The sequence below is a fragment of the Bradyrhizobium sp. TM233 genome (genome assembly GCF_036247965.1).
Classification (GTDB): Bacteria; Pseudomonadota; Alphaproteobacteria; order Rhizobiales; family Xanthobacteraceae; genus Bradyrhizobium; species Bradyrhizobium ottawaense.
In genome coordinates, this window is sequence record NZ_BTIG01000008.1 from 550264 (window position 1) to 574457 (window position 24194).

A 24194-nucleotide genomic window follows, 5' to 3' on the forward strand; every position below is an offset into this window, starting at 1 on the left:
TCGTTTAGGGCTCCGCCGTCACCTGCCAGGTCCCGGCATCCATGGCGCTCACCGCATAGCCCGCGACGTTGGCATCGCTGAGCGCTTCGATGTTGAGCGCGACGGTGTCGGCAGAGCGCAGGCGATCGGGCAGGTTGCGGATCAGTTGCGCGAACTTCCTCGCCTCGTCCTGCGCCTCAGCCATGCCGATCGCCTTGAATCGGAACGCGGTTCCTGCCGAGGTCTGGGCGAGGCGGCCGACATCGGCAGTGATCACCGTTGCGATCTTCGGATAGCCGCCGGAGGTGCCGCGGTCCATCATCAGCGCGATCGGCGAGCCGTTGCCGGGCACCTGGATGCTGCCGTTGACGGTGCCGTCGGAGACGATGTTGTGGCCGTGCAGATGCTTGATGGTGGGGCCCTCGAGGCGGTAGCCCATGCGATCTGAGGTCGCCGAGATCTTCCACTCGCTGCCCAGGAACAGCGCCTTGTTGGCGTCGTCGAACTCGTCGTCCTGCGGACCCAGCACGACGCGGATCGGGCCGCTCACGGGCTTTGGCAGCTCGATGCGCAATTCGCCCGCGCCGCTTGCAGCATCGACCGAAAATTCGTCGCCGGCCTGCAGCGGGCGCGGGTAGGGGCTGCCGAGACCGGCGCGGGCATTGACCGCGAGGCTGCCGAACACAGGCTCGCCTTTGATGGCGCCTTCGATCGCGAGATAAGTGAACGCGCCGCCGCGGGCAAAGCCCAGCGTCAGCGTCTCGCCGTCCTTCAGCGTCACCGATGTGTCCATCGCGACCGGGCTTCCAGCGACGTCCGCATTGCGCGGTGCGCCTGAAATCGCCACGCGCACGGCGCCGTCACGTGCGGTGAAGGCCGCACCGAACGGACCGATCTCCACAGTGGCTGCGAACGGCTCGTTGCCGACCAGCGTATTCGCCGCGGCCAGCGACAGCCGGTCCATGGCGCCGCTGACCGTCAGGCCGTAGCGCTGCGCGCCGTGGCGGCCGCCGTCCTGGACCGAGCTTGCAGGGCCGATGCTGGCGACGACGAGCCGGCTCATGCGAGCACCTGCTCAGCGATGATCTCGCCGGCTTCCGCGGCGCGGTCCAGCTCCTCGAACGTGTTGTGGTCGATGGCGAAGAACGTCACGCGATCACCGGGTTCGGTGAGGAAGGTCGGATTGCGGTGCAGTTGATAGGTTCTGACAGGCGTGCGGCCCAGAAGGTGCCAGCCGCTCGGGGCGGCCAGGCACTGGATCCCGGCCTGGATGCCGCCGATCGAGATCGTGCCGGCGGGCGTGAGCAGCCGCGGATTCTGCCGCCGCGACATGTGCAGGGATTTGTCGAGCCCGCTGAGATAGGACCAGCCCGGCGTGAAGCCGATCATGGCGACCTTGTAGTCCCCGGCGACGTGACGGGCGACGATGTCGTCGGGGGTGGTGCTCAGCGCCTTGGCGACATCCTCGAGATCGATGCCATGCTCGCCGCCATAGGCGACGGGAACGCGCCAGCGGCGCGCCTTGGTCACCGGCGGCGGCGGCTGGATAGCGATCGGGAGCAGCTTGTCGCCGAGCGCGTCGAAACCGATCTTGCCGGGATCGTAGTGCACCAGCAGAGAGCGATAGGTCGGCACAGTCTCGGTGATGCCATCGATGGGGCTTGCTGCAAGCGCCTTGTCCAGCGCCAGCACGCGCTGGTTGGCATCGTCGTCGATGGTACGGCTGAACTCGACCGTGACGGCGCTGTCGCCACTGGGCAGAAGGCGGGGCGGGGGGAGCGTCGCGGCCATTGAGCTGTCGAAGAGCTGTCGAAATCGGGCTTTTGCAGGAGCGGGCTCGAAGTTCCGCTTCACCCCTGCTTCGCGTAAATGCGCCCGCAAGTCCAATAAATTAATGCAGGAGGCCACGATAAGGCCTTGTTATCGCGTCGCATAACAGCCCACCGGCCCTGCATTATTGATAGCCTCTTGGCCCTTGACGCAAGGGCTGCGGCTCGCAAGATGCGCGCGTTGTTTCCCGCACCTCGGAGCTCGTCTGTTTCCATGTCGCTGTCCCCCGAAGCCCGCAAGATCCTCGCCGGCATCACCACTGCCACCATCACCACGGTCCTGCTGAAAAAGGGCCTGCGCAATGTGTGGATGCGGGGCGCGCGGCCGCTGCGCCCGGGCCTGCCGCGTCTGGTGGGGCCGGCCTTCACGCTGCGCTTCGTGCCGGCGCGCGAGGATCTGGCGACGCCGGAATCCTGGTCGTCGCCGATCTCGACCCGCACCGCGATCGAGGCGATGCCGGAGGGCTGCATCGCCGTGGTCGATGCCATGGGCATCACCGATGCCGGCATCTTCGGCGACATCCTCTGCGCCCGCATGATGAAGCGCGGCGTCACCGCGCTCGTCACCGACGGCGTCGTGCGTGACGTCGAGGGCGTGCTCGGCACCAATCTTCCGGTGTGGTGCGACGGCTATGCCGCGCCGCCCTCCGTGGCCGGTCTCACCTTCGTCGGCTGGGGCGAGCCGATCGGTTGCGGCGGGGTTGCCGTTTTTCCGAACGACATCGTGGTCGCCGACCAGGACGGCTGCGTGCTGATCCCGCAGGCGATGCTCGACCACGTCCTCAACGAGGGCGTCGAGCAGGAGCGCATGGAGGCCTGGATCGTCAACGAGGTGAACAACGGCGCGGTGCTGCCGGGCCTCTATCCCATGAACGCCGAAACCAAGGCGCGCTACGCCGCCAGCAAGAAGTAATCGGGAAAGAAGCGAGGTCATCCCCATGGAGATCACTGTAGCAGGCACGCGGCCGACCCGCCGCGCGCCCAAGGAAAACTTCACCGGCACCGTGTGGCAGGACCCCGTGATCATGGCGCCCGCGCCGGCACGGCTGAACTGCTCGCGCGTCGCGTTCGAGCCGGGGGCGCGCACCAATTGGCATCACCACCCGCTTGGGCAGACGCTCTACGTCATTTCCGGCGTCGGCCGCGTCCAGACCAAGGGCGGTCCCGTCAGGGAGATCCGTCCCGGCGACACCGTCTGGATTCCGCCGGGTGAGCTGCACTGGCACGGCGCCACGCCGACCAACGGCATGTGCCATATCGCCATGCAGGAGGCGCTCGACGGCGTCTACTCGACCTGGCTGGAGCCGGTGACCGACGCGGAGTACGGCGCGGCGGTCGGCTGAGGCCTTCGTGTCCCGGACAAGGCGCATCGCCCAAGGCGATGCGTCGCAGAGCCGGGACACGGCAACCTACATCCGTTCCGCGGTCCAGGTGCCCGTGCACAGCGGGCCGCGCCAGGTGCCGGAGCCCGAGGTGCCGCTGAGCCGGCCGAAGCCGACAGCGCGCTTGATGCCGGTGCTGAAGGTGACGTTGATGCTGCCGGCATCCGCCACACGGCCCGATGCCGTTACCGCGGCGCTGGTCGATGCGATCTGCCCATTGTTGATACCGATCGCGACGGTGGCGCCGTTGCCGCAGGTCTCGCTCGAGGACGAGATCCGCACGTTCCAGGCGCCGTCGAAGCTGGTCGATGCTGCATTTGCCTGTCCGCAGAGCAGAGCGACGGCCCAGATTGCAGCAAAGATACCCTTGCAAAGATGTCGCATGACACGCCCCATTGGCTGAACCTGCGGGGCATCGTGTCACGACACCGGGTGGGCCGATGTGAGAGGTGTCACGCATGAGACCGGACGGTGCCATCGCGCCGAGCGCCGCCGCATCCGCCAGGCAGAGCCGTGAACGGGGGCGTTCTTGCCATCACCTTGTTTTCGCGGTGCGATTGATCACGCGCGCCAGCGAGACGGCGGAGTTTGTATCGACCAGAGGGGCCTTGCCGACCGTCTTTCGCAATGCGAACGCCTCGGACGCAAAAAGCTTGTCCGGATCGTCCGGGGCGTCCTTGATGCCGGTGAGCAGGCGGATTTGCATGCCCTTCAGGAGCTCAGTCACGGCCGGCTTGGCGATTGTCTTGTCGTTGGGGTCGGCCAGGAGTGCCTCTTCCCAGCCGCGGTGAGCATTTTTCGGTGTCACGCGCTCCACGAGCTTGTCGTAGCTGGTCTGGTAGGCGCCGATGGCCACGAGACGATCGCTCTCGGCGAGTTCAGGCGAAATTATCACCTCGGAGCGCAGGGTCAGCATCTGTTCGTCCGCATGCTCCAGCTCCCGCTTCATGATGCTGCTTGCAACACCCTGCCAGTGTCGATGAAATCCGAGCTGCGTGAGCGGGTTGATCGTATCAGGCCCCTCGGGCAGCAGGCTGGCTGTGAACTCTATGGCCAGGAGGCAATAGTCCAGGCCAGACACACGCTGACCGTCCAGCAGCAATCTGTCGTCGGTCACCATCAGTCGCTTGGCAACCGCTTCGTCGAGATCGGAGCCGGCAACCAGGAGATAGCCGCTGCGGCCGAGCGCATTGCCGTCGGCATAGGAGAACAAGGGCGTGACGATGTTGAGTCCGAACAGACCGGAGACCCGGTCGTAGATCTTTTCAGCCACACGCAACCCGTCGGAAACACCCGGCGAGAGCCCGGTCTGTGTGGTCAGGTCGGCGGCCAATTGCAGGACCTGCTGCGCGACGTCGTGAAACGGAAGGCGGAACAGCCCGACGAACAGGGACAGATTGTCCTGCTTCATGGGCGCGCGCCTGACGGCGTAGATGTTCTTGAAGTCGACGTAACCTGGAGCGGCACCGGCGGCCTTCAGCTGAGCGGCGATCTCGTCATTGCTCAAGATCGTGGGCCGGCGTTGACGCCCGTCGCCGAAGCTGAACTCGGTGAGCACGACGCCGAGCGGAAGGAACGAGCTGAAAAACTTGCCGCCCTCTTGCAAGCCCATTTCGACCATACGCACGCCGAAATAGCTCGCTTCGGGCAGGAAGTTCTGTCCCGCTGTCATCGCATTGCTACCGGTCGACGCGACGTAACCGACGTATGGGCGCCGCAACTCGCGGCTCGCCCAGTGCTCCACGACGTTCTTGAGTGTGGCCCAGACTGTCATGACATCCTTCCACTCCAAGCTGCTCACCGGCTGCTCACTGGCAGCGTGCTGCCCAATCGGTCGACTGCGCCAGCAGGATCGGCGAAAGCCAGATCGGACTTTCTTCGTCGTAGTTCAGGCTTTCCCACGATGCGCGGCACGCTTTCCGGAACGCGACGCAAACGGACCGCGTCTTGTGGAGTTCGTCATAGAACTCCCTGGCGAACTGCGGTGCGCGTTCGTCTTCGACATTCCATCGGAAGCCCAAGGCGTAGGGAATCCCGTTCATCACCAGTTGCTGAACGCAGCCCTTCGAGATGCCACGGCAGGCCGAGAGGTAGACCAGGGTCGTCGCTGAAAGGCCGTCGGAGGCCGCCACCCTGTCGAGCTTCAAGCCGACCGCTTGCTCCGGCTGCAGTCCGGGAAGGACGAGGGTCGCGGTTTGCTGGCCGTCGCTCCAGGCGTGACCGGCGTAGTGGAGAATGGTCGGCCGAAACGCGTCGAGCTGCTTCAGCAGATAGGGGGCGGCCTCGCCCGGAGGGGCATCCGACAAGTTGACGATCTTCAAATCGAAACAGCCCGCGGCACCCAGCTGTTTCACATGCTCCAGTTCGGTGTCGATATTGCCAAGCTTGTCGAACTTCTTGCCGGCGCAGATCGCGCTGTCGAGCTTCATATCGGGATGTTCGCCGATCTGTGAACGAACGAACATCAGTTTTGCGCCCGGTTTGATCCGCGCCCGCTCGCTGGCCCTACCGCGGACAAAGGACGGGATGCGCCGGACAATCGGTGCATAGAGCAGCACGAATGGCCCATTCTCCTCCGAGAGATAACGTACACTCGCCTCGAAGGGCACCGGATAAAAGCCGGCGTCGCTGATGACGAACCGGAACGACAGTCCCACCAATCCGCCGGCGGACTTCTCGATCTGCGAGAACAGATGCTCGCCGATCGCTTTGACGACGAAGCTCTTGAACAAGCGTGTCCCGATATCCCGCGTTTGGCCGAGCCAATTGTTCAGCGGCATCTCGTCGCGCGCGTAGGTTTGAGCGGCAGATTTGAGGTCATCGAGATCGCTGATGGTGTTCCAGCGAAGCATCGGAGAGCCGTCCTCACCCGTTCCGAGCCGGCATTCCACCTTGGCGCTGTGGATTTCGATCTCGATCACGCGGAATGCGCCCGGAATCGCATTCGTCTCGTCGGGATGCCCGGTAAGGATCGCAATGAACGGGCGCAAGATCCGATGCCGGTGCAGCTGCAGCGCGTCCATCGGCAGGATCAACGCATTGCCTGCTGCTCTGCACTCTTCCTCCAGGTCCGCGCAGGTCCCGAACGAGGGTGCGATGACCAGCACGGAGGTGTGGGGGTCCTGGGCCAAAACGACGGTGTTGAGGACGTGCTTCGCGCCGAGAGTCGTGCGCGTGTCGTATACGGCGCTGGGGTCAGTCGGCAGCCGGGCGTCGAGCACGAGCAGTTCCGTCTCATTCGCGATGAGCCACTCGCTGGTCTGGTCGGGGGTCATCAGAGGCTTGTCGTACAAGTCCTCCAGGGCCACTCCTGCCGCGAGCAGATGTCCCCGTAGCGTCTCGAACATGTTTGGTTCGGCGGTGGCTATGGCAATCTTTGCTGTCATACCGGGGCCTCCTGCGCGCACAATGGCAGGTTGAATTCGAATCCCGCGCCGTCCAACTCGACCAGAGTGCCGTCGTGCTGCTCGGCAGCCTTGCGTATCGCCTCGATCGCGATGCTGGCCATCTGCCGTGCCCTGTGCTGGCTCTGCTCGATCGGGTCCGCTGCCGACGGAGCCAGGGTGTCGACGCTCGTGGCGGGCAGGCGCATGGACACCGAGAGGTGATGCGGCGGCCGCTCGGCAATCGTCACGGTCAATCGGTCGTTCGGCGTGATGCGCAACAGCAGGAGGGAGCTGAGGGCGGAGCGAAACGCAAAGCTCAACCTCTTCGTCCACCCCTTGACCCACAGAGGACGACGTGTCGCAATCTCGTCGACGAGATTGATCGCGTCACGGTCTTCGACGGGGAGGCCCTCGACCTCGTGATAGAGCACGTCCACTACGTCGAATAGCTCGGGCACCTCCTGCGGCGTCTGCTGAACGGTAAGACGCTCGGACAGACGTTCGAAGGTCAGGTCGGCCCTCAGCAGGTGGTTGGCGGCCTGCTCGAGCAGGCCGGCGCAATTTCGCATGAGGTCTGGCTTGCTCAGGAGCGACGCTGCGCCGCGCAGCAGGCCATCGGCCATCAACAGTGGGGCGCGGGTCTCGCGCGCAACGGCCGTGACGGTCTCCTCCAGATAGCCCCAGTCGCTCTCGCGACTTTGGTCGGCAAGGCTGGTGAACAGCCAGAGTTGATGACCATAGTCGTCATTCAACGGCTCGCGATTTGCGAGAGTCGTCAGCTCGGTGCGCGGTGCGTCGCCGATCGTCAGGTGGATGTGAAGACGGTGCTGGATCCCGCATTCCGACAGTTGCATGGAATCTTCGTTCCGGGCGCCAAACGACGCGAGCTTCTTGTCACGCGCCTGGCCGAAGATGTTCTCCGCGGCACCATTCATGTGGCAGATCGTCCCAACGGCGTCGACGATGACGGCCGCCTGCTCGATTCTGTCCATGAGCGCATGCTCGATCGCTTCGTGCCAGCGAGCCGCAAAGATCTGTTCGCAGTCGGCGGCGAGGCCGCTTGCCGCGTCCCGATCAGGCCCACGGAATGCGTTGAGCTCCGATGATTCCATGTCCAGAATCAGTTCGATCTTGCCATTCACGAACAGGGGGACCGTCATGGCCGATCGTTGATCGGGTGCGGTCTTGATGAAGCCGTAGTTGCGCTCGGTATCGCTGATGTCAGGAACAACCAGGATGTCCCGCTCGGCCAGGCAGCTGCCGAGCATGCCGCTGGACAGCTCCTGGGTGTATTCGGCCTTGCGGTCAGGCGCTTTCACGAGCAGGTTTCGGTCGTTCTTGACGTGCTCGGCGACCAGCACGAACTTGCTGCGGCGGCGATCGACCCGAAACACGCCGACATATTCCCAGCCCAGGCATTTCGTGGTGCCTTTGGCCAGCAGCTCAGCGATGGCGCGTGCGCTCGCGGCCTTGTTCAGATCGTCCTTGAGTTTGCGCAAGGCGCGTGCCTGGGCATGTTCCATGGCGGCATCTGCGGCCTGCAAAATCTCCTCGACGCCGAGATTTTGCAGCGTCCGCAGGTCCGAGGCCGTGTATTTGTGCTTGCGGGACAGCAGAGCCAGCGAGCTTCCAAACCGGCCTCCGGCTTTCCGAATCGGCAATACGAGCATCGACTCGAATTCGTCGGCGATGATGGCCTTGCTCACCGGGTTGTCCATTTCCTCCGGGTTGAGGCGCTCGACGAACGCGGCCAGATTGTTGTCCCACGTCTTGCCCTGCTCGAGCCAATCGATCACGCCGGGCGGCACCTTGAACCAACGCGTGCTCCACTCCCAGCTGGGTCTTGGAAAGACAGTGACCGCTCGCCAGTAATCGCTGAGATCGTTGTAGACCCCGAACGTGCTCATTTCGAATGGGATGACCTTGCCGATGACCTGAAGCGTCGCCTCGATGATCTTCTGCGGATCATCGTGCTCGGCCAGAATCGTCTTGAGCTCGCGACGGGCGCGATCTTCGGCAAGAGGCGCGAACAGCACCAATAACCCGGCCGAGCTATTCGGTGCTTCCATGTAGGGGGTTCCGCTGACCCTTGCCAGAACAGAACGACCGTCCTTTGGGCGGAGCTTGACGAAGCTCGAGAAGCCCGTCTGCTCGGTGATCCATTCGGCGAACGGGTCCGTCGCTCCCTCGTCCTCGGGTCCGAATACGAGGGAGAGCGACATCTCTTTGAGCTCTGATTCCGAGAAGCCCAAAACCTGCACCGCGCGCTCGTTCGCGAACCGGATCTTGCCTGTCAGGTCGGTGCGGAGCACGCCATCCTGCAAGGCATCGAGGCGGCTCTGCTCAGCGCTCTGGTCGAGAAGAAGTGCATAATTGCCCTGCATTCCGTCTTCGTCGCGCAGCGGACCGATCTCGACTCTGACCTGACGAACCGCTTCGTCGGTCTGGATGTCTGCGCGCAAACTCGTGTTGTGATTTGCCCGGAGGGCCATGCACACATCGGCTGCACGGGATCCGAACAACCCGGAGAAGGGAGCGCCGCGCCTGCCGGGAATGAGCTTGTCGAATGCCGCGTTCGAATAGACGATACGGCCGTCGTTCGCCAGTTCGACGAAGGGAATCTCGCTGTAATGTGCGGCTTCATCAAGCGCGTCATACCGATCCGACAATACGCTCAGCATGGTGTTTTGCGATTGCAGGATTTTGCCGACGGTCTGAGCGTCGAAACCAAACTCCGAAACGAGCATCCGCGCTTGCTCGTTGACCAGAGGCTGCAGGGCGGTCGTCAGGCTTGTCTGCCGACTTCGGAGCGCGCCGATCACATGGCGTCGTATGCTCTCCTCCGACATCAACAAGCCGGGGCCCCAGTCACCTGAGACCAGCGATGGCGTCGCACGGAGTTCCTCCATAACAACCTCGCTCGCTTACGCAACTAAAGGCGCCGAAAGGAGATCGGGAAACGACTCGTTTCGGTCTACTCAATCTCGGCGAAACGGCGCCGACTGCGTCGTATGCAGGTCGCAAATAGTCTGGCGATCAATCCAGACTAGAAGCAGCGAGAGCGGGCAGAGTATGAAATGGTTCACAGTGGGGGCATTTGAATCGAGCGGTCGTACGGCACGAGGCCCCGGTGGGGATTGCGACGACTATCCCGGCAGTCGGATCATCGATTGCAGGTTGTGCAGCGAAAATGCGTCAGCCCACCTGCGCCATGTCGGCTCAAGTGCAATCAGCGCCGCTCAGTTCACGCGCGTCCAGGTCTGGCCGCCGCAGAACATGCCGCCGAAGGCGCAGCCCTGCACGCGCAGGCGGTCGGTGCCCTTCATCGCGATCGTCGAATCGTAGGTCGAGCCGGAGTTCGGATCGAGGATGCGGCCGGACCATTTCTGGTCCTTGCTGGGCTTCATGTTGATCAGAACCTGCTCGCCATTCTGGTTCGATTTGCCGTCGACCGAATAGCCACAGAGATTGGTGCCGCATTGCTCGATGCGGACCTTGCCTTCCTTCTCCTCGGTGAGCCAGACGCCGAGCGGTGAATTGAGATCGCGCGTAGGCGCGGTCGCAGGAGCTGGTGGAGCGACGGCGGCGGCCTGAACGGGGGCAGGGGCCGGTGCGGGCGGTGGAGGCGGGGCCGCAGCCGGAGGTGCGGCAGCCACGGTCGGGGCCGGCGGCGGCGCGGCGGGCGCTGCCTGCTGCTCGACCGGCGCAGGGGCCGGAGGAGAGGGCGCGGGCACGGCGGTCTCGGCCGGCGCATTGCTGGCGGTCGCGGCCGGCGGCGGAGCAGGCGGCGGGGGTGCTACGGCAGCGGGGGCAGGCGAAGGCGCCTGCGCAGCCGCTGGCGGCGGGGCGACCGGCGCAGGAGCGGGAGCTGGCGCAGCCGGCGTTTGCGGCTCGACGGTGGCTTGCTGCGGTGCCTGCTGGCCCGGACCCGTCTCGTTCTTCTTGGCCTTCTTCGCCTTGCCCTGGCCGGTGTTGTCGTACACGCCGGGAATCTGCACGGTGCCGCGGTCCGGGTCGATGCGGATGGTGCGCCCGCCATATTCGAAAGTGTACTGCGCCTGCGCAGCGGTGCTCGCCAAAAGGAATGCGGCCGTGGCCAACAGCTTCCTCATTTCCATCTCCTGAACAGGTGGTCCCCGCACCGACGCTTACGCGCCGGCTCGATCGTAAAAAGTGATCTAGATCACTGTCACGGTATGAGTCGTCGTCCTGCGGTTCCGGGTTCAATAGGCCAACAGCCGGTCCAAAGTTTGGCGGGGGCAAGCGACAGGAGGACGCGGCTGGAGCCTATTCAGTTCCGACACAATCGGAACGGGGCTCTCGTCGCGCGAACCGGTACCCACTTCGTCCGGAAACGCTCTAATCGAACCAGGCGGCGTAGATTTTCTTGTAGCTGCCGTCTTCCATGGAAATGTGCAGCCATTGGTCGACGAAGGCCTTCAGCGCCATGTCGCGCTGGAGCCAATAGGCCTTCTCGGAGAAGTCGAACGGCTTTTCGGGATGCACCGCGCAGAGCACGCCGGCATGCTGCTTCTGCTGGTAGCGCGTCTCGGAGGCGTCCGTCATCATCAGATCGGCGTTGCCCTTGGCGATCTCGTCGAAAATCACGGTATTGTCGGAGAAGACGCTGATCTCGGCGTCCTTGATGTTGGCACGCGCGAAGCGCTCGTTGGTGCCGCCGGGATTGACGATCACGCGGGTGCCCTTCTTGTCGATATCGGGGAGCGTCTGGTACTTGCCGACGTCGGCGCAGCGCGTGATCGGCGTCTTGCCCTCGCGCATGATCGGCGTCGAGAAGAACCCCTTTTTCTGCCGGTCGAACGTGACCGAGACGCCGCCCATGGCGACGTCGAACTGGTCGGCCTCGAAATCCTTCATCAGCTTCGGCCAGGCCGTCGGCACGAACTCGACCTTGACCCCGAGCGCCTTGCCGAGCGCCTCCGCCATGTCGACATCGAAGCCGCTGAACTGCTGCGTCGCCTTGTCCAGATAGGTGAAGGGCTTGTAGTCGCCGGTCATGCCGACGCGCAAGGTGCCGCGCTTGACGATCTCGTCGAGGCGCGAGGGCGCCTGCTGGGCGTGAGCCGGAAGGTTTGCCAGCAACGCCACGGCCGCAGCCGCCAGGATTCGAACAGCCATTCGAACGATCATCTCTTCTCCACCCCTGCGCGAGCTGTCATTGTGCAGCTCTTGAGGGGTGGATTTAGACCAGATGCCAGTCGCTGGCGAGATGGAATTGAAGGGAATCTTGACGTGACGATCTCGATGTACGAGGCCTCGGTCGGCCTCTTCGTGCCGCATTTGCGCAATCTGTCGGGGCTGCTCGACAAGGGCGTGGCCTATGCGGAGACCCGCAAGTTCAATCCGGCCGTTCTGCTCGGTATGCGGCTGGCCCCGAACATGTACGATCTGGCGCAGCAGGTCGGCGAGGCCTGCCGGCATGCCGTGGTCGCCCCGGCCTTGCTGGCGGAGCTCGAGCCGTTGGCGCTGCCGGCGCTGGAGCACGACATGGCCGGGCTTCAGGCGCGCATTGCGACCTCGATCGAGTTCATCGAAAGCCTGCCGCGCACGGAGATCGATGCGGCGGCGGAACGGAACGTCTTCTTCAGGCTGAAGAACGGGACCGAGCTGCCCTTCACCGGGCGAGCGCTGCTGCTGACGTTCAGTGTCCCGCAGTTCTTCTTTCACGTCACGACCGCCTACGACCTGTTGCGGCACGCAGGCGTCGAGCTCGTGAAGAAGGATTATCTGGGAAGGAAGTAGTTGCCGAGGCGCGGTGTCACCTCTCCCTCAGCGGGGAGAGGTGTAGAATTTCGACCTGTGGCCTCAGGCTTCGCCCTTGCGCTCGTAATCGGCGAGCGAGCTGCGGCCGGCGATCTCGCTGCGCAGCTGCTCGAAGCGCCTGTTCGCCTCGTCCTCCTGGACGTCGACGAAATGCACCGCGGCCTCGCTCGTCATGGGGCCGCTGACCACGGGCGCGGACTGTTCGCCGATGGTCTCGTGGACGTAGTACTGGCCGTCATCGCCGCGATGGACCGTCCATTTGAGCCGGATCGCCACCATGGGTCCGGGCCCGATCTTGCTGTAGCCGTCGGCATCGGTGTGCTCCGGCACCAGCGGCTGCTCCTCGACGACCGGATGCTCGTCGAGAGCCGCCTGTTCGTCGATGACCGCCTGCTCGTCGGAAGCCAGATGCTCACGCTCGCCGGCGACCACGATTTCGGTCTCGGTCTGGCGGACGACGAGGACGGGCTCGGGGTGCTCCAGGATGCTGGCGATGGTCGCCAGCGCGTGGTCGGTCGGGTCGATCTCTGACAAGGGTCCATCCTCCAGCTCGACGCGGCCGGCTAGTCTGTCCCACTGCCGCCGCGGCCGGTCTTATTACGCGCGTTTGATTAAGGCTGAGTTGGGGCTCGATCTGCACCAAAATGGGACGCATTCTGGCCTTCCGAGGGCGGGCGGATTATCCGCCCGCCCTCGCTTGTTCAAGCCAGCACGTCCTGATTGATGATGTTCTGCCGGATGGGATCGCCGTCCAGCACGCTCAGGATATTGCGCGCGGTCTGCTCGCTCATGCGGCTCACCGCCTCCACCGTGACGCCGGCGACGTGCGGGGCGATGATGACGTTGGGCAGCGCGAACAGCGCGTTGCTGACCGGCGGCGGCTCCACCTCGAACACGTCGATGCCGGCGCCGGCGAGCTTGCCGGAGACCAGGGCGTCGTACAGCGCGGCTTCCTTCACGATGCCGCCGCGCGCGGTGTTGATGAGATAGGATTTCGGCTTCATCCGGCGGATCCGCGCCGCATCGAACAGGCCGACCGTTTCCGGCGTCTTCGGGCAGTGGATGGTGACGAAATCGGCGTTCGGCAGCGCGGCGTCGAGGTCAGTGACGGGCTCGCAGCCGGCGGCCTTGATCTCGGCGGCAGCCTTGTAGGGATCGTAGACCTGCACGGTCATTTCCATCGCCAGGCACCGCTTGGCGGTACGGGTGCCGATGCGGCCGAAGCCGATGATCAGCACGGTCTTGCCGTAGAGATCGAACGGCAGCATGCCGAGCCGGTCGGCCCATTTGCCGTCCTTGACGCAGGCGTGCAACTCGTTCGCGCGCTTGGCCAGCGTCAGCATCATGAACAGCGCCTGCTCGGCGACCGAGGGCGAGTTGGCGCTGCCCGCAACCATCAGCGGCACCTTGCGGCGGGACAAAGCGGGCACGTCGACAGCGTCGTAGCCGACGCCGATGCGGGTCACGACCTTCATGTCCTTGGACGCCTCGAGCTCGGTCTCGCCGAACGCGGTCGCGCCGAGCGCCACGCCGTGGACCGGCGCATGGCTCTTCAGCAAGGCCTCGAAGTCCTTTGCCGAGATCAGATTCGCAAACTCGACGAGCTCGATATCGTCCCGCTGGGTGAGGAGAGCGCGTGCCCCTTGCGACAAAGTTTGTGTAACGAAAATCTTCTTCTTGTTGGTCGCCATCGTCCCCTGCCTGCGCGAGTTTCTTGGACCGGCGTCACAACACGACGCCGGTCGCCTCGTTTAGCAGGTGCATGTTATTGAGGTCCATCGCCAAACGCATGGGTGACCCGTCCTTGGCGCCGGCATTGGGATTGACGCGGCCGCAGACCGGCGTGCCCTCGAGCCCGAAATAGACCAGCGTCTCCATCCCCATCGGTTCGGTGACGTCGAGCACGGTGTCGAAGCTCTCGACGCCCGGCTCCAGATGCGCATGCGACTCGGTGAGATGCTCGGGCCGGAGGCCGAGCAGCAGCTTGTCGGTGCGCGGCAGCGCGTTGTAACGCGCCGCGCGGGCCGGCGGCAGCGGAAAGGCGATGCGGTCGGTGAGGCGGATCTGAAGCGTGCCGCCGACGTCCTCGAGCCGGCACGGCAGGAAGTTCATCGCGGGCGAGCCGATGAAGCCGGCGACGAAGCGCGTCGCGGGCTTGTGGTAGAGCTCGTTCGGCGTGCCGATCTGCTCGATCTTTCCCTTGTTCATCACCACGACACGATCGGCCAGTGTCATCGCCTCGACCTGGTCGTGGGTGACGTAGACCGTGGTGGTGCGCACCTTCTGGTGCACCTTCTTGATCTCGATCCGCATCTGCACGCGCAGCTTGGCGTCGAGATTGGACAGTGGCTCGTCGAACAGGAAGACTTTCGGGTTGCGCACGATGGCGCGGCCCATCGCCACGCGCTGGCGCTGGCCGCCCGAGAGCTGCTTCGGCTTGCGGTCGATCAGGTCGGTGATGTCGAGCAGGCGGGCGGCTTCCGTCACCCGTGCCTTGATCTCGGCCTTTGGATAGTGCTTCAGGCGCAGCCCGAACGACATGTTCTCGGCGACCGTCATGTGCGGATAGAGCGCGTAATTCTGGAACACCATCGCGATGTCGCGGTCTTTCGGCGGCACGTCGTTGACGACGTCTCCCCCGATCATGATGTCGCCGTCGCTGATGTCCTCGAGCCCCGCGATCATCCGCAGCGTCGTCGACTTGCCGCAGCCGGAAGGGCCGACCAGCACGATGAACTCGTGGTCGGCGATATCCAGGTCGATGCCGCGCACGGCTTCGACATCGTCGTAACGCTTAACCACTTTCCGCAAAGCAACGTCAGCCATGAGACATCAACCCTTTGTCGCGCCGGCGGTCAGGCCGGCAATGTAGTAGTCCATCAGGAAGGCGTAGATGATCAGCGGCGGCGCCGCGCCGAGCAGCGCGCCGGTCATGATCTGTCCCCAGTTGAAGACGTCGCCCTTGATCAGCGTGGTGGTGATGCCGACCGGCAAGACGAGCTGGTCGATCGACGTCGTGAACACCAGGGGATAGAGGAACTGCGCCCAGGACACCGTGAAGGCGAAGATGGTCGCGGCGATCAGGCCGGGCAGCGCCACAGGGATGAAGATCCGCGTCAGCGTCTGCAGCCACGAGGCGCCGTCGATCAGGGCGGCCTCGTCGAGCTCCTTCGGAATCGAGGCGAAATAGCCGATCATGATCCAGGTGCAGAACGGCACCGTCAGCGTCGGATAGATGAACAGCAGCACGTACCATCTGTTGAGCAGCGTGATGCCGGTCAGATCCTGGACCAGGCCGAGCGTCTTGAACAGCGGTATGAACAGCAGGCTGTCCGGGATCAAATAGGTGAGGAAGACGCCGGTGGCCAGCGTCGCCGAGCCCCAGAACTTCATCCGCGCCAGCGCGAAGGCGGCGGGGATGCTGATCAGCATCGTGATGATCACGACCACGATCGACACGATCGACGAATTCCAGAAGAAGCGCAGGAACTGGTTCGAGCTCAGGAGCTCGACATAGTTCGCCAGCGTCGGATGGAATACCCACCAGGGGTTGGTCGCCGCCGATATTTCCGCGCTGCTCTTGAGCGAGGTGATCAGCATGTAGATCGGCGGCGTCAGGAAGAAGATCGCAAACAGCACCAGGAAGAAATAGGACCAGCGTAGCGCCCAGGTGCGGTCGCGGCTCATGCTGCCGTATTTGACCTTGCGGGAGGGGCCGGCTTTGTCGATTGCAAGCGTGCTCATCAGGCTTCGTTCCCGCGTTTGTTGACATCGCGCAGGATAAAGATCGCTGCGACGGCGAGGATCGGCACCATGAACAGGGAGACGCAGGCGCCGAGCGGAATATCGCTGCTCTGGATGCCAACCTGGAACGCCCAGGTGGCGAACAGATGCGTCGTATCGAGCGGGCCGCCTGACGTCAGGATGCGCACGATGTCGAAATTGGCGAAGGTCACGATCAGCGAGAACAGCGTCGTGATGGCGATGATGTTGCGCATCATCGGCAGCGTGACGTACCAGATCCGCTGCCACCAATTGGCGCCGTCGATCGCCGCGGCCTCGTAGAGCTGCTCGGGGACCGACTTCAGTGCGGCGAGGTACATGATCAGGAAGAACGGCGCGCCGTACCAGACGTTGACCAGGATGACGGAGAAGCGCGCCCAGAAAGTGTCGCCGAGCCAGGGGATCGGACCGACGCCGAAGAAGGACAGCGTGTAGTTGAAGGCGCTGTAGGAGGGATCGAACAGCCACAGCCAGGCCAGCGTGCTCATCGCGGGCGGAATCACCCAGGGGACCAGCAGCATGCCGCGCCACTTGCGCTGTTTCTTGCCCGGAATGTTGTGGACCAAATGCGCGACGATGAACCCGATCAGCGCCTTGAAGACCACGGCTGTGATGGCGAAGATGCAGGACTGCCGCACCACCATCCAAAACGTCTCGCGCTTGAACAGGAAGGTGAAGTTGCTGAGGCCGACGAACTTCGTCATCGCCTTGTTCAGCGTCGCGAGATAGACGGAGTAGAAGGCCGGGTAGAGCACGAGCAGGGCGATCAGAAGGATCAGCGGCAGCGTCAGGAAGAATGCCACCGTCGATTTCCGCCCGAGCGCGTTGCGCAGGCTTGTTCTCTTCCGCGCGCCCCCTGCACGGACGATGCGACCTTGCTCGACGACGACATCGGCCATCTCAGCTTCCTTAAGTCAGCTCTATTGGATCTACTTCTTTGTCCAACCGCGAAGCCGGCCATTGGGGTCGGCTTCCCGGCCGTGCGAATCCGATGACGGGATTCGGGCGGCTCACGCAGATGGCGTGAGCCGCCCGGCACACCCCGGCTAGCTCCGCATGAAGCCTTCGCACTCGCCCTCGGCCCAGGCGAGGGCCTGATCCATGGTCTCGCCGCGCGCAAAACGCAGCGCCATCTTGGTCAGCGTCGCCTGGAAGTAGATCTGCTGCGCAATCTTGGGCGGAGCGGGCGATGCCGCGATCGACAGGGTCTGGTGCTTGTGCGGATCCGGATAGTGATAGAGCGTGCCCTGCGGCGGTCCTTCCTCCGCCCAGGTCTTGAACTTGGTCATGTTCGCGTAGGCCGGCAGGTCATAGCCGCCGCTCACCGCGACGAACTTCTCGATCGACGATGGCGAGGACATGTGAACGAGCAGGCTCTTGGCCGCCTCCTTGTTCTTGCCGAAGCTCCAGACGCCCCAGAAGTAGGGCAGGTACGGCGCAAACCGGCCCTTCGGACCGGACGGGAAGCCGTGCGTCCAGCACTGCTCGGCGACCTGCGGCGCATCGCGCTTGGCAACGGCCCAGGCGCTTGGCGGATTCAGGATCATCGCGCCGCGGCCGGAGATCAGCCATTTGTTGTTCGACGCGTCGTCCCAGGACGGCGCATCCGGCGGCAGGAACGCGATCAGCTTCTTGTAGAACTCCATGGCTTGGCGAACCTGATCGGTCTTCACCGTGATGTCGCCCTTGGCGTTGACGAGCTCGGCGCCGAATGACTGGAAGATCGCGCCGGCGGTGTCCACGCTGTCGGTGGTCTCGCCGAGGCCGATGCCGAACGCGAAGCCGGCCTTTTGGCAAGCCTCGGCTGCCTTCAGGAAGGTCTCCATGGTCCAGTTGTCCGCCTTGGGCGGGGCGCCGGCCGGGTACATCTCCTGCACGTCGATGCCGGCATGCTTCTTCATCAGATCGATGCGGGAGCAGGGGCCCTTGATCTGGCTGCCGGGTGTCGCGGGCACCGCGAGCCATTTGCCGCCCGACTGCCCGAGATATTTGACCGTGCCGTTCACGTCGCCATTCTGCTTGAGGAGCGGCTCCATGATGTCGTTGAGAGGCTCGAGATTCTCGGAATAGGCCTGCGGCCACCAGCTCGGCATCTGAAGGATGTCGTGCCCGGACTTGGCCTGCGCTTCGGCCGCGGCGGTCAGCTCGATCTTCTTGTTGTTGCTGGTGATGTAGTCGATCGAGACTTCGACCTTCTCCTTCGCCGCCCATTCATTGACGAGATCGGTCGAGGCCTTGTTGGCGCCTGGCACCCAATGGTCCCAGAAGCCGATCGAGAGTTTGCCGGCGGCGTAAGCGCCCCGAACATAGGGCGCCGAGATCAGCGCCGCGGAGGACATTGCAGTGGCAGCCACAAATTGACGTCGCGTCAGTGTCTTGCGTGACATCTCGTTTCCTCGCCTGGGTGTTTGTTGTTGGAGTTTCCTCTAAGACTTCTTTTCCGAATTCTTGTTGTTGGATTTTCTTATTGATGCCGTCGGCCCAAGTGAACAATTCACGCAGACCGCAGCAAATTGGTAGCGCGATCAGATCATGATTGACCGCGTCTGTCGAGAAAGCCGAACGGCTCGCAGCTAGAACTAACGTTGCGTCCTGGAACGCGGCAGCGCTGTGCCGGTGGGTGAGCTGCGGTCGCTTGTTTTGCGACGCACACGTTGCGTGAACCGGCCTGGAGCGATCCGTGCGCAATTACGCCGCAGTTTCGAATAAGCCTGCATAACCGCTTCGCGCGAAAGACTTTTCGGGCGTGGACAGCACTTGGCTGCGTCTGGACCGCGAAGCGGCGGAAACGATAGAGTTGCAGCTGGCGGGTGCACCGCCCCAACAGGCCAGTCAGTTCGACGATGGAGACGAGAATGATCAACCCGGCGCCGTCAGCGCGGCTTCACATGCGGCGATGGCTCGCGCTGGGGGCCGTGCTTACGCTGCTGCTCAGCGCGGCCGCAGTGGCCCATGCTCAGGGTTTGGTCAAAGGCGTTCAGGACGGCGCGGCGGCCGGAAACAAGGCGGCAGGTCCGGTCGGTGGCGTGCTCGGCGGCGCAATCGGCGGCGTGGTCGGCGTTTTCACCGGCGTGCTCGGCGTCGGCAACAACAATGGCAATCAGGCCCCGGCTGCCAAGGATGCTGGCAAGGATGCCAAGCAGCAGGGCGCGGCCAAGGACAAGGATGCCAAGGGCGCCAAAGCCGGCAAGGGCGCCAAGGCGAGCAAGGAGGCCAAGAACGCACCGCAAGGCAAGGACAATAAAGATGTCACCGTGCTCACCCAGACCGGAGCGCCGCAGCAGTCCGCCGAGCAGATCGTCGCCAACAGCGATTCCTATATCGACCGGATCAAGACCCAGCTGAACCTCACGGCTGATCAGGAGAAGCACTGGTACGGCTTCTCGAGCGCAATGCACTACCTTGGGCATAATGGTGCAGAGCGGCTCAACTTGCGGGTTGCGCGCGCCAAGCGGGATCCGCCCGACGACATCATCGAGCAAATGCGCAACGAGGCGCAGTTTCTGATCGACCGCGCCGCCGACCAGCGCAATGTCGCCGACGCCGCCGAGCCGCTCTTTTCGAGCCTCGATGACAAGCAGAAGCAGGTCTTCATTCAGGAGATGGTGCGTCTGAGCCACGAGCGAGGATTGGATTGATCAAGTTGAATCGGATCGGGCGCGTTCGAATTAACGGCGCCTGCCACGAATTCGTGAACCCTCTCCGGGATTGAGGTATGATTATCTTCGCAAGCTGACTGCGGGGGTGATATGGCGGACGGACTCTCCGTTTTCCTGGTCGAAGACGAGGCGTTGATCCGGATGATGATCGCCGACATGGTGGTGGAACTCGGCCACCACGTCGTCGCGGAAGCGGACAATGTCCGGGACGCAAGCGCGTTCGCCATGACCGCGCAATACGACATGGCCATCCTCGACATCAATCTGATGGGCGTCTACGTCGATCCCGTCGCCGACCTGATCGAACGTCGCGGAAAGCCGTTCATGTTCGCCACGGGTTACGGCCCGGAATTGCTGCCGTCCTTGCTCCGGCGCAGGCCGATCCTGCGCAAGCCGATCGCGATGGATCAGCTCAAGGCGATGATCGATTCCATGTTTCCGGAAGCCTCGGTCAAATCGCCGCACTAGTGACGGCGAGGCGCCGCGACGGCGAAGATGCCGCGCTGGGATAGCCAACGAAAATGGCCGCCCGTCGGGGGCGGCCATTTGGCGACGGAATTTGTCGCGGGTCTCAGATCAGGCCGGCGCCGAGGTCGATGCCGTGCGCCATCAGGCCGAACGAAGCGACCAGGCCCGTGCAGCAGAACAGCAAGATGGTCTTGAAGGAAGAATCAGCGAAACGCGTTTCGACGACGGCCGGCATCGCGGCGAGCGAAATCATGCTCATGTTCATTGCCCCCTTTGTTGACCCTGAATTGGATCAGGTGAGGGAACCCTAGAGCAAAAAGTTTGACGTCGGATTGCGAGGCATCGTTAACGAAATCGCAAACAAATCTCGCGTTCGCAGCTCTCCGTGATGGATTGCAAGTCTCAGTTGCGGCCGTTCTTCAGCACCCTGGCGATGGTGTGGGCCGTCATGGCCGCGCGATCCGAAGCGCGCTGAGCGGCGAGCCGGTCTCGCGCCTTTTCCTCGATCAGCAGGTCGATCAGGGCCAGCCGCTTGTCTTCGTCATCCGCCTCGCTCAGCAGGCGGTGATAGCGATGATAGTCGAAACCCAAATCCTGCTTACGCATGTCACGCCCCCCGCAACTACGCCACACACACACGGTAGGATTGTTTCTCATCCGGAACACGCAGGCAAGCGCGTTCATGCCTGAAACCGCGCGCGCGCGGCAATCAGCTGTGCATGACTGGAACCGTGAGCAGGAAGGACAACCGAACTTCAGTTCGGATTGGAGTCGGCGAACATTTTCAGGCCGACGAAGCTCGCGTCTGGCTTGGTCACGAGCCTGGTCGGGATGTTGCGCAAATAATCCTGGAAGCGCCCCTTGGCTTCGAAGCGCGCCCGGAACGCGGAGGCGAGAAGGAAGTCAGGAAAGCGCGGCACGATTCCGCCGGCGACGTAAACGCCACCGCGGGCGCCGAACGTCACCGCGAGATTGCCGGCGACCGAGCCAAGGATGGCGCAAAACATCTCCAGCGTCGCGCGGCTGACGGGACAACTGTCCTCCAGGGCGGCCTTGGTGATGGCGGCGGCATCCCGATGCGGCACCTGCGCGCCGTCAACCTCGGCCAAGGCTTCGTAGAGGCTCTGCAATCCGGAACCCGAGAGCGCGCCGCGCTCGATGGAGACGTGACCGAGGCGTCGGCGCAAGCACGCAATCACGCGTTCCTCGCGCTCGTTCTCCGCCGGCAGGGTCGCGTGTCCGGCTTCGGTGACGACGGCCAGTCGCGCGCCATGGCGTTCGACCAGACAGGAGACGCCAAAGCCGGTTCCGGGTCCGACCACCAGCAACGGCTCTCCGGGCAGGCCATCCTGTCCGCCGAGGGGGATCAGATCCGCAGGTTGCAAGGCGGGCAGGGACCATGCCACCACCTCGAAATCGTTGAGCACATGGACGCTGTCGAAGCCGAGAGCCGGCTGCAGCTCGTTGCCGTCGATGACCCAGGGACTGTTGGTCATGACGCAGCGGTTGTTGGTGACGGGACCCGCCACGGCCAGTACGGCTCTTTGCGGCTGCTCGCCGGCTGACCGGCGCGCCAGCACGTCCGCGATGGCTTCCCGGACGGTCGGGAAGTCGGCGACCTTTACATAGTCGATCGGTCCGGTCTGGTCGCCGTTGCCCAAATCGCCGTGGCCCAATTCGCTCCGGATCAGCGCGAAGCGCGCATTGGTGCCGCCGATATCGGCGAGAAGAATTTGTCCTGTCTTGCCGATATTCATGACTTCGTGGCCGCCGTCGCCTTGCGGCGCGGCAACCCTGTCCTCCACTCCTTCGACCCGATCCGCGCAGTCACGGACAGTGCGAGAATCCGCCCTTGGGTGCGCCTAGTCAACACGGACGAGGCCAAACCGTTGCATCCTGGCGGTCTTCCCATGGCCAATTCGCGCGGGGCTTCGCTCTGCGCCGGCAGTTGCGAAGCCGCGCGGGAAGGCCGACACTAAGGGGACTTGTCCGGCGCCGGCGCGCCGGGCACATCGAACGAGACCGCCGATGAAGATTTCCGACCGCGACGTGCTGCTGGTGATCGACGTGCAGAACGATTTCTGCACCGGCGGGGCGCTCGCCGTTCCCGGCGGCCAGAAGGTCGTCCCCGCCATCAACCGAATCGCCCAAAAATTCGCCAATATGGTGCTGACCCAGGACTGGCATCCGCGCGACCACGTCTCGTTCGCGCCGAGCCATGCGGGCAAGCAGCCGTTCCAGACCATCGAGCTCGACTACGGCACCCAGGTGCTCTGGCCGGCGCATTGCGTGCAGGGGACCTCGGGCGCGGAGTTCCATCGTGAGCTTGACGTCGCCAGGGCGAGCCTCGTGGTGCGCAAGGGCTTTCGCCGTGGCATCGATTCCTATTCGGCACTGTTCGAGAACGACAAGCGGACGCCGACGGGCCTGCTTGGATATTTGCGCGAACGCGAGCTGAAGACCGTGTTCGTCGCCGGCCTCGCGCTCGATTTCTGCGTTCGCTTCTCGGCGGAGGATGCCCGCAAGGCAGGGTTCGAGGTCGCCGTCATCGAGGACGCCTGCCGCGGCATCGATCTCGACGGCTCCGTCGCCGCGACCCATCGGAGTTTTCGGGACCTCGGCATCTCCATCGTTAGCCTGGAGGCGTTCCTGTGATGATCGTGAGATAGCGATGGTAAAGCAGCAGCCCGGTAAACAGAGCGGTGCACAGAAGCCCGTCCCGGACGACCCGCTGCTGTGGCCGTTTGCAGCGGCGCGCCTCGCCATGGACAGCTGCTTCTGGTGGCTGGAGCGCGGACCGGCGGAGCAGGACGACAGTACTCTGTCCTGGACGACGCCGAGCACCGTGGCGCTCGAGCTCGCGACCATGCGTCTGCGCGATTGTTCGCAGACGCGGTCCGGCCAGCCGGCGCTGGTCTGCGCGCCCTATGCGCTGCATCGGGCCCTGATCGCCGATTTCGCCCCCGGCCACAGCGTGGTGCAGTCCCTGCAGACCGGCGGCATCGACCGGGTCTATCTCACCGACTGGCGGTCGGCGACGCCGGATATGCGCTATCTTTCGATCGACAGCTATCTCGGCGATCTCAACGTCGCCATCGACGAGATCGGCGCGCCGGTTGATCTGGTCGGCCTGTGCCAGGGCGGCTGGCTGTCATTGCTCTATGCGGCGCGCTTTCCGGCCAAGGTGCGGCGGCTGGTGCTGGTCGGTGCTCCTGTCGATCTGTCGATTGAGTCTTCGTTGTGCCGGCTCACCCGGAACGCGCCCGAGATGGTCTATGACCAGCTCGTCGCACGCGGCGGCGGCAATGTCCGTGGTGAGGAGATGCTCCGCTTCTGGTCCAAGGCGCCGGACCGCGACGACATCGTAACGGCATTGCAGAGAGACCTGTCGGACGCGGAGGGCGCGGCGCTGCTCGCGCGTTTCGACCGCTGGAACGCCGAGACGCTCGATCTGCCGGGCAAATATTATCTGGAGATCGTCAACCGGATTTTCCGGGAGAACCAGATCGCCGGCAGCAGTTTCATAGCTCTTGGCCGCACGGTCGATCCGAGGGACGTCAAGGCGCCCGTCTTCCTGTTGGCCGGGCTCGACGACGAGGTCGTGCCGGCTGCGCAGGCGCTCGCCACCGCTGGTCTCCTCGGCACGCCGCCGGCCTTCATTGCGGCGGCGTCCGAGCCGAGCAATCACCTCGGCCTGTTCATGGGCGCGCGCACCCACGCGCACGCCTGGCCGCGGATCGCCGCGTGGCTGCGCGACGATCTGTCCGGCGTGCTGGCCCGCAGCGCCTGAGCTCGCCAAGGCAAAACCAAGGCGCTGGACAGACCAAGGCGCTGGGCAGACCAAGGCGCAAATCCGTTATGCATGACGGCGGATGGCCTGCACGGGACCCGGTCGATGGGCTACATATGGTCCGGAGCTGACGG

The 24194-nt window shown here is 64.0% G+C and carries 24 protein-coding genes; 7 read left to right on the plus strand and 17 right to left on the minus strand.

The genetic code is table 11. From position 1 onward, the window contains the following. Positions 1-4: 4 nt before the first annotated feature. Positions 5-1042, minus strand: a complete 1038-nt coding sequence (locus AABA86_RS20675; RefSeq protein WP_338308155.1) for a 5-oxoprolinase subunit C family protein — start codon at positions 1040-1042, stop codon at positions 5-7. Further along, the gene (gene pxpB / locus AABA86_RS20680; RefSeq protein WP_338308156.1) at positions 1039-1770 is read right to left on the minus strand and encodes a 5-oxoprolinase subunit PxpB; all 732 of its coding nucleotides are present in this window, start codon (positions 1768-1770) and stop codon (positions 1039-1041) included. Before pxpB ends, AABA86_RS20675 begins: the two co-directional genes overlap by 4 nt. A gap of 252 nt (positions 1771-2022) precedes the next feature. On the opposite strand from pxpB, the gene AABA86_RS20685 reads away from it, so the two are divergent. Both AABA86_RS20685 and AABA86_RS20690 read left to right on the plus strand, forming a co-directional pair. Next, a complete protein-coding gene (locus tag AABA86_RS20685; RefSeq protein WP_028144577.1) occupies positions 2023-2721 on the plus strand; it encodes a ribonuclease activity regulator RraA in 699 nt (232 codons plus the stop codon). Positions 2722-2746: 25 nt separating this feature from the next. After that, positions 2747-3151 (plus strand): (R)-mandelonitrile lyase, encoded by a 405-nt coding sequence (locus tag AABA86_RS20690; RefSeq protein ID WP_212249462.1) that lies wholly within the window; start codon positions 2747-2749, stop codon positions 3149-3151. Positions 3152-3217: 66 nt separating this feature from the next. Here AABA86_RS20690 and AABA86_RS20695 read toward each other — a convergent pair whose 3' ends face one another. The 6 genes from AABA86_RS20695 to AABA86_RS20720 form a co-directional block, all read right to left on the minus strand. Continuing rightward, a complete protein-coding gene (locus tag AABA86_RS20695) occupies positions 3218-3574 on the minus strand; it encodes a hypothetical protein (protein ID WP_338308158.1) in 357 nt (118 codons plus the stop codon). Between the two features lie 151 nt (positions 3575-3725). Further along, positions 3726-4964 carry a hypothetical protein gene (locus AABA86_RS20700; protein ID WP_338308159.1) on the minus strand — a complete coding sequence of 413 codons (1239 nt, stop codon included), beginning with the start codon at positions 4962-4964 and terminating at the stop codon, positions 3726-3728. A gap of 34 nt (positions 4965-4998) precedes the next feature. Next, positions 4999-6576 (minus strand): CHAT domain-containing protein, encoded by a 1578-nt coding sequence (locus tag AABA86_RS20705; protein WP_212249459.1) that lies wholly within the window; start codon positions 6574-6576, stop codon positions 4999-5001. Next, a complete protein-coding gene (locus AABA86_RS20710) occupies positions 6573-9485 on the minus strand; it encodes a PAS domain-containing protein (RefSeq protein ID WP_338308160.1) in 2913 nt (970 codons plus the stop codon). Before AABA86_RS20710 ends, AABA86_RS20705 begins: the two co-directional genes overlap by 4 nt. Before the next feature lie 330 nt (positions 9486-9815). Further along, positions 9816-10688 (minus strand): DUF2147 domain-containing protein, encoded by an 873-nt coding sequence (locus AABA86_RS20715; protein WP_212249457.1) that lies wholly within the window; start codon positions 10686-10688, stop codon positions 9816-9818. A 247-nt stretch (positions 10689-10935) separates the two neighbouring features. Continuing rightward, positions 10936-11715 carry a transporter substrate-binding domain-containing protein gene (locus tag AABA86_RS20720; RefSeq protein WP_212249456.1) on the minus strand — a complete coding sequence of 260 codons (780 nt, stop codon included), beginning with the start codon at positions 11713-11715 and terminating at the stop codon, positions 10936-10938. Between the two features lie 126 nt (positions 11716-11841). Here AABA86_RS20720 and AABA86_RS20725 point away from each other — a divergent pair, with 126 nt between their 5' ends. Next, positions 11842-12339: a DUF1993 domain-containing protein gene (locus AABA86_RS20725; RefSeq protein WP_338308200.1), complete on the plus strand. Its 498-nt coding sequence runs from the start codon at positions 11842-11844 to the stop codon at positions 12337-12339. Positions 12340-12402: 63 nt separating this feature from the next. Here AABA86_RS20725 and AABA86_RS20730 read toward each other — a convergent pair whose 3' ends face one another. From AABA86_RS20730 to AABA86_RS20755, 6 genes are all read right to left on the minus strand, one after another. After that, positions 12403-12894, minus strand: coding sequence for a hypothetical protein (locus AABA86_RS20730; RefSeq protein WP_212249455.1), 492 nt, complete (start codon positions 12892-12894; stop codon positions 12403-12405). 167 nt (positions 12895-13061) lie between these two features. Then, entirely contained in the window at positions 13062-14051 is a 990-nt protein-coding gene (locus AABA86_RS20735) for a hydroxyacid dehydrogenase (RefSeq protein ID WP_338308163.1), read from the minus strand. A gap of 34 nt (positions 14052-14085) precedes the next feature. After that, entirely contained in the window at positions 14086-15186 is a 1101-nt protein-coding gene (locus AABA86_RS20740) for an ABC transporter ATP-binding protein (protein ID WP_338308165.1), read from the minus strand. Positions 15187-15192: 6 nt separating this feature from the next. Then, positions 15193-16104, minus strand: coding sequence for a carbohydrate ABC transporter permease (locus tag AABA86_RS20745; protein ID WP_212249452.1), 912 nt, complete (start codon positions 16102-16104; stop codon positions 15193-15195). Continuing rightward, a complete protein-coding gene (locus AABA86_RS20750; RefSeq protein ID WP_212249451.1) occupies positions 16104-17042 on the minus strand; it encodes a carbohydrate ABC transporter permease in 939 nt (312 codons plus the stop codon). Before AABA86_RS20750 ends, AABA86_RS20745 begins: the two co-directional genes overlap by 1 nt. A 147-nt stretch (positions 17043-17189) precedes the next feature. Continuing rightward, the gene (locus AABA86_RS20755; RefSeq protein ID WP_212249450.1) at positions 17190-18530 is read right to left on the minus strand and encodes an ABC transporter substrate-binding protein; all 1341 of its coding nucleotides are present in this window, start codon (positions 18528-18530) and stop codon (positions 17190-17192) included. Positions 18531-18998: 468 nt separating this feature from the next. Here AABA86_RS20755 and AABA86_RS20760 point away from each other — a divergent pair, with 468 nt between their 5' ends. Both AABA86_RS20760 and AABA86_RS20765 read left to right on the plus strand, forming a co-directional pair. Next, positions 18999-19781, plus strand: a complete 783-nt coding sequence (locus AABA86_RS20760; protein ID WP_212249449.1) for a Spy/CpxP family protein refolding chaperone — start codon at positions 18999-19001, stop codon at positions 19779-19781. Positions 19782-19892: 111 nt separating this feature from the next. Continuing rightward, positions 19893-20270 (plus strand): response regulator, encoded by a 378-nt coding sequence (locus AABA86_RS20765; RefSeq protein WP_338308166.1) that lies wholly within the window; start codon positions 19893-19895, stop codon positions 20268-20270. Positions 20271-20373: 103 nt separating this feature from the next. On the opposite strand, the gene AABA86_RS20770 is transcribed toward AABA86_RS20765, so the two are convergent. The 3 genes from AABA86_RS20770 to glk form a co-directional block, all read right to left on the minus strand. Then, entirely contained in the window at positions 20374-20529 is a 156-nt protein-coding gene (locus tag AABA86_RS20770; RefSeq protein ID WP_212249447.1) for a hypothetical protein, read from the minus strand. A gap of 143 nt (positions 20530-20672) precedes the next feature. Then, positions 20673-20876 carry a hypothetical protein gene (locus AABA86_RS20775; RefSeq protein ID WP_028136378.1) on the minus strand — a complete coding sequence of 68 codons (204 nt, stop codon included), beginning with the start codon at positions 20874-20876 and terminating at the stop codon, positions 20673-20675. 149 nt (positions 20877-21025) lie between these two features. After that, positions 21026-22027 (minus strand): glucokinase, encoded by a 1002-nt coding sequence (glk, locus tag AABA86_RS20780; RefSeq protein ID WP_338308202.1) that lies wholly within the window; start codon positions 22025-22027, stop codon positions 21026-21028. A gap of 271 nt (positions 22028-22298) precedes the next feature. Between glk and pncA the strand changes: the two genes are divergently transcribed. Continuing rightward, a complete protein-coding gene (gene pncA / locus AABA86_RS20785) occupies positions 22299-22925 on the plus strand; it encodes a bifunctional nicotinamidase/pyrazinamidase (RefSeq protein WP_338308167.1) in 627 nt (208 codons plus the stop codon). A gap of 16 nt (positions 22926-22941) precedes the next feature. Beyond that, on the plus strand, positions 22942-24060 hold the full coding sequence (locus tag AABA86_RS20790; RefSeq protein ID WP_338308169.1) for an alpha/beta fold hydrolase: 1119 nt from the start codon (positions 22942-22944) through the stop codon (positions 24058-24060). The last annotated feature ends 134 nt before the right edge of the window (positions 24061-24194 follow it).

Coding starts and splice junctions, on each gene's coding strand:
- AABA86_RS20705 (WP_212249459.1), bottom strand. CDS start 6,576: ATGACAGCAAAGATTGCCATAGCCACCGCCGAACCAAACATGTTCGAG.
- AABA86_RS20765 (WP_338308166.1), top strand. CDS start 19,893: ATGGCGGACGGACTCTCCGTTTTCCTGGTCGAAGACGAGGCGTTGATC.
- AABA86_RS20760 (WP_212249449.1), top strand. CDS start 18,999: ATGATCAACCCGGCGCCGTCAGCGCGGCTTCACATGCGGCGATGGCTC.
- AABA86_RS20790 (WP_338308169.1), top strand. CDS start 22,942: ATGGTAAAGCAGCAGCCCGGTAAACAGAGCGGTGCACAGAAGCCCGTC.
- AABA86_RS20695 (WP_338308158.1), bottom strand. CDS start 3,574: ATGCGACATCTTTGCAAGGGTATCTTTGCTGCAATCTGGGCCGTCGCT.
- AABA86_RS20690 (WP_212249462.1), top strand. CDS start 2,747: ATGGAGATCACTGTAGCAGGCACGCGGCCGACCCGCCGCGCGCCCAAG.
- AABA86_RS20745 (WP_212249452.1), bottom strand. CDS start 16,104: ATGAGCACGCTTGCAATCGACAAAGCCGGCCCCTCCCGCAAGGTCAAA.
- AABA86_RS20750 (WP_212249451.1), bottom strand. CDS start 17,042: ATGGCCGATGTCGTCGTCGAGCAAGGTCGCATCGTCCGTGCAGGGGGC.
- AABA86_RS20685 (WP_028144577.1), top strand. CDS start 2,023: ATGTCGCTGTCCCCCGAAGCCCGCAAGATCCTCGCCGGCATCACCACT.
- AABA86_RS20725 (WP_338308200.1), top strand. CDS start 11,842: ATGTACGAGGCCTCGGTCGGCCTCTTCGTGCCGCATTTGCGCAATCTG.
- AABA86_RS20700 (WP_338308159.1), bottom strand. CDS start 4,964: ATGACAGTCTGGGCCACACTCAAGAACGTCGTGGAGCACTGGGCGAGC.
- AABA86_RS20735 (WP_338308163.1), bottom strand. CDS start 14,051: ATGGCGACCAACAAGAAGAAGATTTTCGTTACACAAACTTTGTCGCAA.
- AABA86_RS20715 (WP_212249457.1), bottom strand. CDS start 10,688: ATGAGGAAGCTGTTGGCCACGGCCGCATTCCTTTTGGCGAGCACCGCT.
- AABA86_RS20710 (WP_338308160.1), bottom strand. CDS start 9,485: ATGGAGGAACTCCGTGCGACGCCATCGCTGGTCTCAGGTGACTGGGGC.
- AABA86_RS20770 (WP_212249447.1), bottom strand. CDS start 20,529: ATGAGCATGATTTCGCTCGCCGCGATGCCGGCCGTCGTCGAAACGCGT.
- AABA86_RS20755 (WP_212249450.1), bottom strand. CDS start 18,530: ATGTCACGCAAGACACTGACGCGACGTCAATTTGTGGCTGCCACTGCA.
- AABA86_RS20675 (WP_338308155.1), bottom strand. CDS start 1,042: ATGAGCCGGCTCGTCGTCGCCAGCATCGGCCCTGCAAGCTCGGTCCAG.
- glk (WP_338308202.1), bottom strand. CDS start 22,027: ATGAATATCGGCAAGACAGGACAAATTCTTCTCGCCGATATCGGCGGC.
- pncA (WP_338308167.1), top strand. CDS start 22,299: ATGAAGATTTCCGACCGCGACGTGCTGCTGGTGATCGACGTGCAGAAC.
- AABA86_RS20720 (WP_212249456.1), bottom strand. CDS start 11,715: ATGGCTGTTCGAATCCTGGCGGCTGCGGCCGTGGCGTTGCTGGCAAAC.
- AABA86_RS20740 (WP_338308165.1), bottom strand. CDS start 15,186: ATGGCTGACGTTGCTTTGCGGAAAGTGGTTAAGCGTTACGACGATGTC.
- pxpB (WP_338308156.1), bottom strand. CDS start 1,770: ATGGCCGCGACGCTCCCCCCGCCCCGCCTTCTGCCCAGTGGCGACAGC.
- AABA86_RS20775 (WP_028136378.1), bottom strand. CDS start 20,876: ATGCGTAAGCAGGATTTGGGTTTCGACTATCATCGCTATCACCGCCTG.